This is a genomic window from Azospirillum sp. UENF 112521, assembly GCF_058780665.1.
This window is the reverse complement of the sequence record NZ_JBSNCI010000003.1, coordinates 781,050-794,058: the sequence shown is the minus strand read 5'-3', so window position 1 is coordinate 794,058 and position 13,009 is coordinate 781,050. Positions and strand designations below refer to the sequence as shown.

Annotated in this window: 12 protein-coding genes; 11 read left to right on the top strand and 1 reads right to left on the bottom strand. The window is 65.5% G+C overall.

The window, feature by feature from the left end; genetic code table 11:
- Positions 1-19 precede the first annotated feature (19 nt).
- The 11 genes from ACWPN8_RS19315 (at position 20) to ACWPN8_RS19265 (ending at position 11,957) form a co-directional block, all read left to right on the top strand.
- Positions 20-919, top strand: coding sequence for a LysR family transcriptional regulator (locus ACWPN8_RS19315; RefSeq protein WP_492241897.1), 900 nt, complete (start codon positions 20-22; stop codon positions 917-919).
- 173 nt (positions 920-1,092) lie between these two features.
- On the top strand, positions 1,093-1,704 hold the full coding sequence (locus tag ACWPN8_RS19310; protein ID WP_492241896.1) for a glutathione S-transferase family protein: 612 nt from the start codon (positions 1,093-1,095) through the stop codon (positions 1,702-1,704).
- Between the two features lie 81 nt (positions 1,705-1,785).
- Positions 1,786-3,870: a 2Fe-2S iron-sulfur cluster-binding protein gene (locus tag ACWPN8_RS19305; RefSeq protein ID WP_492241895.1), complete on the top strand. Its 2,085-nt coding sequence runs from the start codon at positions 1,786-1,788 to the stop codon at positions 3,868-3,870.
- 95 nt (positions 3,871-3,965) lie between these two features.
- Positions 3,966-4,430 (top strand): nuclear transport factor 2 family protein, encoded by a 465-nt coding sequence (locus ACWPN8_RS19300; RefSeq protein ID WP_492241894.1) that lies wholly within the window; start codon positions 3,966-3,968, stop codon positions 4,428-4,430.
- A 388-nt stretch (positions 4,431-4,818) separates the two neighbouring features.
- Positions 4,819-6,750, top strand: a complete 1,932-nt coding sequence (locus ACWPN8_RS19295; protein ID WP_492241893.1) for a bifunctional sugar phosphate isomerase/epimerase/4-hydroxyphenylpyruvate dioxygenase family protein — start codon at positions 4,819-4,821, stop codon at positions 6,748-6,750.
- A gap of 40 nt (positions 6,751-6,790) precedes the next feature.
- Complete coding sequence (gene aroQ, locus ACWPN8_RS19290) at positions 6,791-7,240, top strand: type II 3-dehydroquinate dehydratase (RefSeq protein WP_109447771.1); 450 nt, start codon at positions 6,791-6,793, stop codon at positions 7,238-7,240.
- Positions 7,237-8,139 (top strand): shikimate dehydrogenase, encoded by a 903-nt coding sequence (locus ACWPN8_RS19285; protein ID WP_109447773.1) that lies wholly within the window; start codon positions 7,237-7,239, stop codon positions 8,137-8,139. The genes aroQ and ACWPN8_RS19285 overlap by 4 nt, the downstream gene beginning before the upstream one ends.
- 55 nt (positions 8,140-8,194) lie before the next feature.
- The gene (locus tag ACWPN8_RS19280) at positions 8,195-8,809 is read left to right on the top strand and encodes a TRAP transporter small permease (RefSeq protein WP_492241892.1); all 615 of its coding nucleotides are present in this window, start codon (positions 8,195-8,197) and stop codon (positions 8,807-8,809) included.
- A 12-nt stretch (positions 8,810-8,821) separates the two neighbouring features.
- Positions 8,822-10,102: a TRAP transporter large permease subunit gene (locus tag ACWPN8_RS19275; RefSeq protein WP_109447777.1), complete on the top strand. Its 1,281-nt coding sequence runs from the start codon at positions 8,822-8,824 to the stop codon at positions 10,100-10,102.
- 35 nt (positions 10,103-10,137) lie between these two features.
- A complete protein-coding gene (locus ACWPN8_RS19270) occupies positions 10,138-11,157 on the top strand; it encodes a TRAP transporter substrate-binding protein (RefSeq protein ID WP_492241891.1) in 1,020 nt (339 codons plus the stop codon).
- Positions 11,158-11,279: 122 nt separating this feature from the next.
- The gene (locus ACWPN8_RS19265; protein WP_109452868.1) at positions 11,280-11,957 is read left to right on the top strand and encodes a TetR/AcrR family transcriptional regulator; all 678 of its coding nucleotides are present in this window, start codon (positions 11,280-11,282) and stop codon (positions 11,955-11,957) included.
- A 31-nt stretch (positions 11,958-11,988) separates the two neighbouring features.
- Here ACWPN8_RS19265 and ACWPN8_RS19260 read toward each other — a convergent pair whose 3' ends face one another.
- Entirely contained in the window at positions 11,989-12,927 is a 939-nt protein-coding gene (locus ACWPN8_RS19260) for a LysR family transcriptional regulator (protein ID WP_492241890.1), read from the bottom strand.
- Between the last annotated feature and the right edge of the window lie 82 nt (positions 12,928-13,009).

Here is a 13,009-nt window from a genome sequence, read left to right as displayed (position 1 = left end):
TGGTGGGAGGAGACCCGGCATGCAGGAAAAACTCGAATTTCTGATCGCGCTGGCGACCGAAAAGCATTTCGGCCGCGCGGCACAGGTCTGCGGGGTGTCGCAGCCCAATCTGTCCGCCGCGATCAAGCAGCTGGAATCGACCATGGGCGTGCCGCTGGTCGACCGCGGCGCACGCTTCATCGGCTTCACCCCGGAAGGGGAACGGGTGCTGGAGTGGGCCCGGCGCATCGTCGGCGACTACAAGGCGATGCGCGCTGATGTCGAGACGATGAAGCAGGGGCTGACCGGCACGCTGCGGTTGGTGGTGGTGCCGACGGCGCTGCCGATGGTCCAGCGGCTGACCGCCACCGTCTGGTCGATGCATCCCGGCATCAAGATCACCATCGCTTCCCACAGCTCCACCGAGATCCTGTCCAGACTGGAAAATCTGGAGGCGGAAGCCGGGATCACCTATCTCGACAACGAACCGCTCGGCAATGTCGACGAGGTGCCACTCTATCACGAGCGCTACCATTTGATCACCTCGGCGGACAGCCGGTTCGGCACGCGCGACAGCGTGACCTGGGAAGAGGCGGCGACACTGCCCCTCTGCCTGTTGAACACCACCATGCAGAACCGGCGGATCATCGACCGCGCCTTCGCCGAGGCGGGAGTGCATGCCGAACCGATGCTCGAATCCAATTCCATCGTCGTGCTGACCAACCATCTCTGCACCGGCGTGTGGTCGACGATCATGCCGCGGATCATGGCGGATTCGCTGCTGCTTCCCCCATCGATCCGCGCCATCCCCATCGTGGCGCCGGAACTGTCGACCCTGATCGGCCTTGTGGTGTGCAGGCGCGATCCGCAGCCGCCGCTGACTGCGGCGCTGATCGCCGACGCACGCCGTCTCGCTCCCGAACTGGCGAATGCCGCCTGACGGCATCGCTCCGCCCGTGAAAGAACGCTCGCGGCAGCGGGTCGAGCCGGCGATTATTTCATTTCAGGCAAGAATGAACTGCGTAAGCCGGGCATTCTCTCAGCGGCGATGATCCAGCACTCTGGTGATGCGGAACGGGAATGCCCCCGTCCGGCAGATCACCGGAGCTGGACATGAAGCTGTATCATCATCCCCTGTCGGGCCACTCGCATCGCGCACGTCTGCTCGTCTCGCTTCTCGGCCTGCCGCATGAGCTGGTGGAGGTCGACCTCAAGGCCGGTGCGCACAAGAGCCCCGATTTCCTGACGCTCAACCCCTTCGGCCAGGTGCCGGTCCTGGACGATGCGGGCGTCATCGTCGCCGATTCAAATGCGATCCTGGTCTATCTCGCCAAGAAGGCAGGGCGGGGCGACTGGCTGCCGGAAGATGCCGCCGGTGCGGCGGCGGTTCAGCGCTGGCTTTCCGTAGCGGCCGGAGAGGTGGCCTACGGTCCGGCGGCGGCCCGGCTCATCACGGTGTTCGGGGCGACGTTCAACGCCGACGAGGTCATCGGCCGGGCGCATACCCTGCTGGGCCGGCTCGAAAGCCACCTGGGCGCGCAGGATTGGCTGGTCGGCGATCACCCGACGATTGCGGATGTCGCGATCTACAGCTACGTCGCCCGGGCGCCGGAAGGCAACGTCGATCTCTCCGGCTACCCCTCCGTCACGGCGTTCCTCGGCCGCATCGAGCAATTGCCGGGCTTCGTTCCCTTCGCACAGACGCCGGTCGGGTTGGCCGCCTGATCCATCGGGAGAGCCAGGAACACCAGGCCTATCCCGCTTCCGGACACATCGTCCGACCGCCCCCACCATGGGACACCGACCATGACCGCGACACTGAAGACACTGCCGCCCTGGCATGAGGGTGAGACGTTCATCCAGCGGAAGCTGGGGGTGGCCGAACGGATGGAGGCCGTCGGTCAGCGCGTGATCCGCGACCACATGCCCGACCAGCATCGCGACTTCTATGCCCAACTACCCTTCATCGTGCTGGGCAGCGTCGACCCGGCGGGCGATGCGTGGGCCACGCTTCTCGTCGGCAAGCCGGGCTTCCTGTCGTCGCCGACGCCGACGAGGCTCGACATCGCCGCCCATGCCGATCCCGGCGACCCGGCGGGGGAGGGCATGCGGGACGGCGATCCCGTCGGCCTTCTGGGCATCGAGATGCACACCCGGCGCCGCAACCGCATGAACGGATTCGTCACCGCCATCGGTTCCGGATTTCGGGTCGATGTCGACCAGAGTTTCGGGAACTGCCCGCGCTACATCCAGCTTCGCGATGTCGATTATGCACGGGATCCGGCGGAACCGTTCACCGGCGTGGTAGAGGTCCTGCCGCAGTTGGACGAACAGGCGCGGGCCATGATCGTGGAGGCCGATGCCTTTTTCGTCGCCACCTATGCGGACCGGGCCGAGCGCCGTCAGGTCGACGTGTCCCATCGCGGCGGCAAGGCGGGTTTCGTCCGTGCCGCGGAAGACGGCACCCTCACGGTGCCCGACTTCAACGGCAACCTCTTCTTCTCGACCCTCGGGAACATCGTTCTCAACGGCAAGGCCGGGCTCGTCTTCGTCGATTACGGCAGCGGCGACATGCTGCAAATGACCGGCGATGCCGAGGTGATCCTGGAATCGCCCGAGATTGCAGCCTTCCAGGGGGCCGAGCGGCTGTGGACCTTCAAGCCGCGCCGTATCCTACGCCGGGCCGGGGCACTAGCTCTGCGCTGGTCGTTCCGCAAGGAGGGCTGGTCGCCCAGTTCGCTGATGACGGGGGATTGGGTGCAGGCGGCGGCCCGCATGCAGGCCGGCGAGTTGGCGACACGCTGGCGCCCCTACCGGGTGACGAAGATCGTCGATGAAACCCCGGCGATCCGCTCTTTCCACCTGCAACCGGCCGACGGAGCCGGCCTTCTTCCCCATGCCGCCGGTCAGCATCTGCCGATCCGCGTGACGGTTCCAGGGTCGGACAAGCCGGTCATCCGCACCTACACCCTGTCAGCCGCACCGTCGGATGGCCTCTACCGGATCAGCGTCAAGCGGGAAGGGCTGGTGTCGCGCCACCTGCACGACCGCATCCGCGCCGGCGACCTCATCGAGGCGCGCGCACCCGACGGCGCCTTCACCATCGACCCTTACGGGACAAGGCCGGCGGTCCTGCTGGCCGGCGGCATCGGAATCACGCCGCTGCTGGCGATGCTGCGCCACATCGTCTACGAGGGGCTGCGCAAGCAGCGGATGCGGTCGACCATCCTCATCCAGGCTGCCCGTTCGATGTCCGAGCGTCCTTTCGAGCGGGAGATCGCCGAACTGGTGAACACGGCGCAGCTTGCGGCAGGGCAGGGTGCCGTCAGATGGATCCGCGTGCTCAGCGAGCCCGGCACGGCCAGGGAAGGCGTCGACTATGAGGCGGCCGGCCGCATCGACATGGCCCTGCTGACCCGCTTCCTGCCGTTCGACGACTATGATTTCTACCTGTGCGGCCCGCCGGCATTCACGCAGGCGCTCTACGACGGGTTGCGGAACCGAAACATCGCCGACGGGCGGATCCACGCTGAGGCATTCGGGCCGTCGTCCTTGCAACGCACGGCGGAAGTCGGAACCGCATCCCCGCCGGCCCGTCCCCTGCCGTCGAGCAAGCCGGTGCCTGTGGCCTTCATGACCTCGCTGAAGGAGGATCGCTGGATGCCGTCATCCGGCACGTTGCTGGAGTTGGCGGAAGCGCGCGGACTGGAGCCCGAATACAGTTGCCGGGAAGGCACCTGCGGAACCTGCCGGACCAAGCTGCTGAAGGGTGCCGTGACCTATATCCGCGAACCGGATGCCAGCGTCGCCCCCGACGAGGTCCTGATTTGCAGCGCCGTGCCTGCCGAAACCGGCCCCGATGAGGAAAACAGCATCCAACTCGCCCTGTGAGCCTGTCACCGGCCACGCCTGACACCGGTCGCGTCCCGCCGTTTTCTTCCTTCCACCTTTTCCCGTGTCGTTTCATCTTCAAGAAGGAGCATGCCATGTCCCGTCCGCCGCTTCCCCCCTTCACCGCTGTGTCCGCCGTCGAGAAGGTCCGGCTGGCCGAGGATGGCTGGAACAGCCGAGATCCGGCCAAGGTCACTCTCGCCTATAGCGAGGACAGCCGCTGGCGCAATCGCGCCGAATTCGCGACCGGTCACGCCGAGATCCAAGCCGTTCTCACGCGCAAATGGAACAAGGAGCTTGAATACCGGCTGATCAAGGAACTCTGGGCCTTCGCCGGAAACCGCATCGCGGTGCGTTACGCCTACGAATACCGCGACGACAGCGGCCAATGGTATCGCGCCTACGGCAACGAGAATTGGGAATTTGCCGAGGACGGGCTGATGCGCGCCCGGCATGCCAGCATCAACGAACATCCCATCGCCGAGGCCGACCGCAAGTTCCACTGGCCGCTCGGCCGCCGGCCCGACGACCATCCCGGTCTCAGCCACTTCGGCTTCTGACGCCGGGCTTTCCGACCCGGAAACCCGATAGGGAAAGGCAACTGCTCCCAGACGCGACGAGGCCGTTCACAGCGACGGCCTCGTCGCCATTTGTTATTGCCAGCGTTGCAAATCCGACGGAAGACTGACAGTTCTATGTTGCGAGGGACTGACAGTTTCACATTGCCCCTACAGAATCAAAACACATAAGTTCCCTTATGGAAATTGAATCGCCTTTCATGCGACGTCGCATGGCTACAGGCGGTGGATACCGGACTGTCGAGCAGGTACAAACCAGCGATGTTGTTCGATATGCCGATCATTGGCAATCAAAGCGTCTTGCGCCAAAATGTACGAACTGGTACGTTTGTTGATATCTACGAACCATGCCGCTGCCGAAGGGGCTCCCATGCCGTCCAGCGCCTTTACCTTCAAAAAGTCGATCGCCACCGTTTCGCTGAGCGGCACCCTGCCGGAAAAGCTCGAGGCGGCGGCGGCCATCGGATTTGACGGGGTCGAGATTTTCGAGAACGACCTGCTAACATTCGACGGGTCGCCGGCCGATGTCCGCCGCATTGCCGAAGGCTTGGGACTGGAAATCACCATCTTCCAACCATTCCGCGATTTCGAGGCGATGCCGGATCCGATCCGTGCCCGCAACCTCGACCGTGCGGAACGCAAGTTCGACGTGATGCAGGAGTTGGGCACCGACCTCGTGCTGGTCTGCTCCAACGTCCAGCCCGCCGCCATCGACGATCCGGCCCGCGCCGCCGCCGATCTCGCCGAAATGGCGGAGCGGGCGCAGCGCCGGGGCTTACGTGTCGGTTACGAGGCGCTGGCCTGGGGCCGGCATGTCAACCGCTGGCGCCAGGCCTGGGACATCGTGCAGCGCGCCGACCATCCGGCGCTGGGGCTGATCGTCGACAGCTTCCACACGCTGGCCCTGAACGACGACCCGTCCGGCATCGCCAACCTGCCGGGCGACCGCATCTTCTTCGTGCAGCTGGCCGACGCCCCGGCGCTGTCGATGGACGTGCTGTCCTGGAGCCGCCATTTCCGCAATTTCCCCGGTCAGGGCCAGTTGCCGGTCCGGCGCTTTCTCGATTCGGTGCTGGCATCGGGCTATCGCGGCCCGCTGTCGCTGGAGATCTTCAACGACGAGTTCCGCGCCGCCCCGGCCCGCCTGACCGCTCTCGACGGGCTGCGGTCGCTCATCCATGTGGAGGCCGAAGCCGGCTTCGGTCCCGGCCTGCCGGCGCCGCCGGTCTGCCATGGCGTGGAGTTCCTCGAATTCGCCGTCGATGCGGCGTCCCGCGACCGGCTGTCCGCCCTGCTCGGCAGCCTGGGGTTCCGGCATGCAGGACGCCACCGCTCCAAGGATGTCGACCTCTATCGCCAGGGCGGTGTCAATCTGGTGCTGAACAGCGAGGAGGACTCTGCGGCATCGGAGCATTTCCAGATGCATGGCCCATCGGTCTGCGCCATGGCCTTCACGGTGGATGACGCCGCTCGCACCATTGCCCGTGCCGAGGCGTTGCGCTGTGTGTTGTGGCGCGAGCGGGTCGGCGACGGCGAACGCAAGATCCCGGCGCTGCGGGCCCCCGACGGCACACTGATCTATCTGGTCGACGGCAAGGAAGCCCGCCGCAGCATCTGGGAGGACGACTTCCACCTGTTCGCGGAAGAGCCGGCTGGACAGGAGTCCAATCCACCGCGTCCATATGGCTCCCCCCTGCTCGGCATCGACCACATCGCGCAGGCCCTGCCCTTCGGGCGGATGGACAGCTTCGTCCTGTTCTACCGCACGGTCTTCGGCTTCGTGCCGGAAAGCCTATGGGAATTGCCCGATCCCTATGGCCTGATCCGCAGCCGGGCGCTGGTCAGCCTCGATGCCGAGCCCGGCCGGGGCGTGCGGCTGCCGCTGAACATTTCGGAAAGCCGGCGGACCGCCACCGGCCGCTTCGTCAGCGCCACGTCGGGCGCCGGTGTCCATCACATCGCCTTCGCCACCGCCGATGCCGAGGCGCTGGTGACGAACCGTCTTGCAGCCGGCGCCCCCTTCCTGCCGATCCCCGCCAACTATTACGACGATCTGGCGGTCAAGCACCCGCTGGACGATGCGACGCTGGCGACGCTGAAGGACCGCGAGCTGCTGTACGACCGCGACGAACAGGGCGAGTTCCTGCACGCCTACACCGACAGCTTCGATGATCGCTTCTTCTTCGAGGTGGTGGAACGGCGTGGCGGCTACCGGCAGTTCGGTGCGGTGAACGCCGCCGTGCGCATGGCGGTGCAGGCCCAACTGCGCGAAGGCGCCCGGCCCGAACTCTATCTCGACTGAAAATGAACGAAACAGTGCGTTTGTTTGGAGACGCCCAATCATGAGCCGCCCGATCCTCGTCCTCAACGGACCGAATCTCAATCTGCTGGGCAAGCGCGAGCCACACATCTATGGCCATGAGACATTGGCCGATGTCGAGGCCGACTGCCGCCGCACCGGTGAGGCGCTGGGCCTTGCCGTCGATTTCCGGCAATCCAACGCCGAACACGTGCTGATCGACTGGATCCACGACGCGCGGGAGACGATGGCCGGGCTGGTCATCAACCCGGCCGGCCTGAGCCACACCTCGGTGTCGCTGATGGATGCGCTGTCGGCCTGCGCCTTCCCCATCCTGGAAGTCCACATCTCCAACATCCACCGGCGCGAGGAATTCCGTCATTTCTCCTACGTGTCGCGCGTCGCCGCCGGGGTGATCTGCGGCTTCGGCACCCAGGGCTACACGCTGGCCCTCCAGCGCATGGCTCGGCTGCTGGAAAGTGCCGCGAAATGAACGCCTTGTCCCGGCCGGCCCCCGCCGTCGGCGATTCCGTCCTCGTCGGCCTGATCGGCGCCGGCATCCAGGCCTCACGCACCCCGGCGATGCACGAGCGGGAGGCCGACGCGCTCGGCCTGCGCTGCATCTACCGGCTGATCGACCTCGACCGCCTCGGCCTCAGACCCGATGCCCTGCCGGAACTGCTGTCGGGCGCCGAACGCATGGGCTACACCGGGCTGAACGTCACCTACCCGTGCAAGCAGGCGATCATTCCGCTGCTGGACGAGCTTTCGGACGATGCTCGCGCCATCGGGGCGGTCAACACTGTCGTGCTGAAGGACGGCCGGCGGGTCGGCCACAACACCGACTGTTCGGGCTTCGCCGAGGGCTTCCGCCGTGGGCTGGCTGGCGCGCCGATGGACCGGGTGGTGCTTCTCGGCGCCGGCGGGGCCGGAGCGGCGGTCGCCCACGCCGCCTTCCATCTCGGGACCGGCCGGCTGGACATCTTCGACGCCGACCCGGCGCGGGCGGCGGCGCTGGCCGACCAGATCGACGCGCGCTTCGGCGACGGACGGGCCATGGCGATCCCCGACCGGGAGAGCCTGCGCGCCGCCGTGGCGGCGGCGGACGGGCTGATCCATGCCACGCCCACCGGCATGGCGAAGTTCCCCGGCCTGCCGCTTCCGGCAGAGATGCTGCACCCGCGGCTTTGGGTGGCGGAGATCGTTTATTTCCCGCTGGAAACCGAGCTGCTGCGCGCCGCGCGGTCCATCGGCTGCCGGACTTTAGATGGCGGCGGCATGGCGGTGTTCCAGGCGGTGGACGCCTTCCGGCTGTTCACTGGGGTTTCCCCCGATGCCGAACGCATCCGCGCCCATTTCGCGTCGATGGACGCCGGCCGATCCGCCGCCTGATACTGGCCCCAATCGATACAATAAGCCGGCGGGGCGCCGGCACCGGGAGGACCGCATGAGACAGCTGGTCGAGGCCTATTTTACCCTCATCAAGATTCTGATGGCGCTGTGCATGGCCGGCATGGTGGTGCTGGTGTTCGGCAATGTCGTGCTGCGCTATGCCTTCAACAGCGGCATCACGGTGTCGGAAGAGATGTCGCGCCTGTTCTTCGTCTGGATGTGCTTCCTCGGCGCCATCCTGGGCCTGCGCGAGCGGGCGCATCTCGGTGTCGATACGCTGGTGGCCCGCCTGCCGCGGACCGGCAAGATGGTCTGCGCGGTGCTCAGCTGCGGCCTGATGCTGTGGGTCACTTGGCTGGTGCTTCAGGGAAGCTGGACCCAGACCCTCATCAATTGGAGCGCGCAGGCACCGGCCACCGGCCTGTCGATGGGGCTGCTCTACGGCATCGGCGTGGTGTTCGGACTGTCGACCGGCGCCATCCTGCTGCATGAGATGTACCTGCTGCTGACCGGAAAAATCTCCGACGACGATCTCGTGATGGTCTCCGAATCGGAGGATCTGCCGGAGGCCACCGCCCACGGAGCCCACACCGGCGGCCACCGGACGCACCAGAGCACCAACCGGGCGGAGGCATTGCCGCTGCCTCCCCGCACCGTCTCCAGCCGCTGAGGGCGCCGGACCATGACCATCACCATTTTCCTCGGCTCCCTGCTGGGCGCCATGGCCATCGGGATGCCCATCGCCTATGCGCTGCTGCTGTGCGGCGTGGCGCTGATGATCCACCTCGACCTGTTCGACGCGCAGATCGTGGCGCAGAACCTGATCAACGGCGCCGACAGCTTTCCCCTGATGGCCGTGCCCTTCTTCATGCTGGCCGGCGAGATCATGAACACCGGCGGTCTCGCCAAGCGCATCGTCAACCTCGCCATGGCGATGGTCGGCCACATCCGCGGCGGGCTCGGCTATGTCGCCATCCTGGCGGCGACGGTGATGGCCAGCCTGTCCGGCTCCGCGGTGGCCGATGCCGCGGCGCTGGCGACCCTGCTGGTGCCGATGATGGTGGCAGCCGGCCATGACCGCAACCAGTCCGCCGGCCTGGTCTCGGCCAGTGCCATCATCGCGCCGATCATCCCGCCCTCCATCGGCTTCGTCATCTACGGCGTGGCCGGCAACGTCTCGGTCACCAAGCTGTTCCTGGCTGGCATCTTCCCCGGCATCCTGCTGGCCATCGGCCTGTGCGGCGCCTGGTGGTACGTGTCGCGCAAGGAGAACCTGTCGCCGCCGCCGCGCCGCTCCATGCGCGAGGTGCTGGCGATCCTGCGCGAGGGCGTGTGGGCGCTGATGCTGCCGGTGATCATCATCGTCGGGCTGAAGTTCGGCGTCTTCACTCCGACCGAGGCCGCCGTGGTCGCCGCCGTCTATTCGCTGTTCGTCGCCGTCTGCGTCTATCGCGAGATGTCGATCGCCGACATCTACCCTGCCCTGCTGGGAGCGGCGAAGACGACCAGCGTCGTCATGTTCCTGGTCGCAGCGGCGCTGGTGTCGTCCTGGCTGATCACCGTCGCCAACCTGCCGGGGATGGTGACCGATCTGCTGGAGCCGCTGATGGACAACCAGACCCTGCTGCTGCTGGCGATGATGGCGCTGGTGGTGGCGATCGGCACCGCGATGGACATGACGCCGACCATCCTGATCCTGACGCCGATCCTGGTTCCGGTGTGCAAGCAGGCCGGCATCGATCCCGTCTATTTCGGCGTGCTGTTCATCATCAACAACGCCATCGGCTTGATCACCCCGCCCGTCGGCACCGTGCTGAACGTGGTCTGCGGCGTGTCGAAAGTCAGCATGGAGGGTGTCATCAAAGGCGTCTGGCCCTTCATGCTCGTCCAGTTGGTCGTCCTTTTCCTGCTGACCCTGTTCCCGTCGCTGGTGATGGTTCCGGCGGCATGGCTCAGCCACTGATCCCATTCCGTAAGAAAAAACCCGGAGGAAACCCAATGAAGACGCACATGAAATCCCTGCTCGCCGGCCTGCTGCTGCCCGGCCTGCTGTTCGCGGGTGCCGCCGCCGCCGCGGACTACAAGGACCGTTCGGTCAAATTCGCCTTCCAGAACGTCAAGGAGCATCCGCAGGGCCAGGGTGCGCAGAAATTCGCCGACATCGTCGAGGCGAAGAGCGGCGGCAAGATCAAGGTCAAGTTGTTCCCCGGCGGCACGCTCGGCGGCGACGTGCAGACCGTGTCGGCTTTGCAGGGCGGCATCGTCGAGATGTCGGTGATGAATGCCGGCATCCTGGTGTCCCAGGCCAAGGAATTCGCGCTGGTCGACCTGCCCTTCCTGTTCAACAGTGCGACCGAGGCCGACGCCCTGCTGGACGGTCCGGTGGGCGAGCAACTGATGGCGAAGCTGCCGGAAAAGGGCTTGGTCGGGCTCGGATTCTGGGACCTCGGATTCCGCAACCTGACCAACAACCGCCGGCCGGTGAAGACTGCCGCCGACATCGCCGGCCTGAAAATCCGCGTCATCCAGACGCCGATCTACATCGACATCTTCAAGGCGCTGGGCGCCAACCCGGTGCCGCTGGCCTTCCCCGAACTCTACAGCGCGCTTGAGACCGGCACCGTCGACGGACAGGAAAATCCGGCCAAGACCATCGAACTGACCAAGTTCAACGAAGTCCAGAAATACATGACGATCACGCGGCACATCTACAACCCGCAGTCGCTGATCATCTCCAAGAAGTTCTGGGACACGCTTAACTCCGATGAAAAGGCCCTGTTCCAGAGCGCTGCCGCCGAAGCCACCGTCTTCCAGCGCAAGCTGTCGCGCGAGCAGGAGGCCGATGCGCTGTCGTCGCTGAAGGCGAAGGGCATGACCATCGATGAACTGCCGGCCGACGAACTCGCCAAGATTCGCGAGAAGGTCAAGCCGGTGGTCGACAAGTACAAGGCCGAGATCGGTGATGCACTGGTCACCCAGGCCTATGCCACCATCGAAAAGAAGCGCGCCTCGAACTGACCGGAGAGTTCAAGGTGGAGCGTCTCCGCACGCTCCACCACTCCGCCATTGAGCTTTCTATCATGTTCGTCCATTACCTCCGTTGAAGGCGCTTTCTGCGCCGCATGAAAATGGAACAGGGCATGACGGCGGACGACGCGACCGGAACAACTCCAAAAGCCAAGCCGAGCCGCAAGAACGATCCGGAAGGCACCCGCCAGGACATCCTTGAGGTGGCAACGGAGGAGTTCGCCTCGCTCGGCTTCAGCGGCGGCCGGGTCGACGCCATCGCCGCACGCACCCGCACCACCAAGCGCATGATCTATTATTACTTCGGCGGCAAGGAGGAACTGTATCTTGCCGTGCTGGAGAAGGTCTATGGCGACATCCGCGCCATCGAGAACCGGCTGAACCTCCAGAATCTGGACCCGGAAGCGGCGATCCGCGCCTTGATCGATTTCACCTTCGACTATCAGGAGCAGCACGAGGACTTCATCCGGCTGGTCAGCATCGAGAACATCCACCGCGCCGAACACATGAAGAAGTCAAAGGCCATCGCCAATTTGAACATCACGGTCATCGACACGCTGGCCCGCATTCTGGAGCGCGGCCGGGCGGTGGGTGTGTTCAAGGCCGACATCCAGCCCATCGATCTGCATCTGATGATCAGCGCCTTCTGTTTCTTCCGGGTGTCGAACCGCCACACCTTCAACCTGATCTTCCATCAGAATCTCGCCGCCACCGACACGCGCACCCGGCACAAGCGCATGATCGCAGATGCCATCGTCAGCCTGCTCAAGACGGAAGCGGCAGGCTCCTGAACCGGCCTCGCCGAACAGGCTCACCGCCCGATCAGATAGCCGTCTCGGCAGGGGGACGAAGTCCGGCGCGGTGCGGAACCGACGCCAGCAGGTCGCGGAACCAGCGCTGTGCCGGGTGAACGTCGTTGCGGCGGTGCCAGGACAGGGCGAAGAGAATCGGCGGAAGGTCGAGCGGGGCCGGCATGATGCAAAGCCGCTCCGCATGTCCCGAGGCGGCGACCACGCCTTCCATCAGGGTGGCGATCAGGTCCGTTTGCGCCACCAGGGCCGGAGCGGCATAGAGTTGCGGCAGCGTCAGGGCCAGCCGGCGCTTCAATCCCTGCTTTGCCAGGGCTGCATCGACCACCCCGTAACTCTCATTCTCCGGCGACACCAGAAGGTGCGACTGCGCCAGGAAACCGTTCAGTTCGAGCGGCGGGCGTACAGTCGGGTGCCCCCTGCGGACGACGCAGACGAAACGCTCCTCGAACAGGATGCGGCTGAGAATCCTGCCGCTGGAGGTCGGCGGCACGCCGACCGTCAGATCGACCTCGCCGGCGTCCAGCATGCCGATGGCATCGTCCCGTGCGATGAAGTTGCGGATGCGCAGGGTGACGCCCGGCGCCTGTTCGCGCAGGATTTCCAGCAGGGCCGGCAGCAGGGCAAAGGTCGGGTGATCCGACAGGCCCAGGGTAAAGCTGGCGGTGGAGGTCGACGGGTCGAAGCTCTGCGTGAACGCCAGTGCCTGCTGGAGTTCGGTCAGGGCCCGGCCGATCGGTTGAGCCAGGTCGAGCGCCAGCGGGGTCGGTTGCAGCCCATGCGGCCCGCGGACGAACAACTCGTCCTTCAGCAGCCCACGCAGGCGGGCCAGCGCGGCGCTCATGGCCGGTTGGGTCCGGCCGATGCGGGCCCCGGCCCGTGTGACGCTGCGCTCCGCCATCAAAGCATCGAAGGCGACGAGCAGGTTCAGGTCGATGCCATGCAAATCCATGGTATGGATGTTTTCATATATTGAGGATCGATTTCAAGCATGTCGGGTCATCGGGTAGCGTCCCCTCATCGCATCCCCGAAA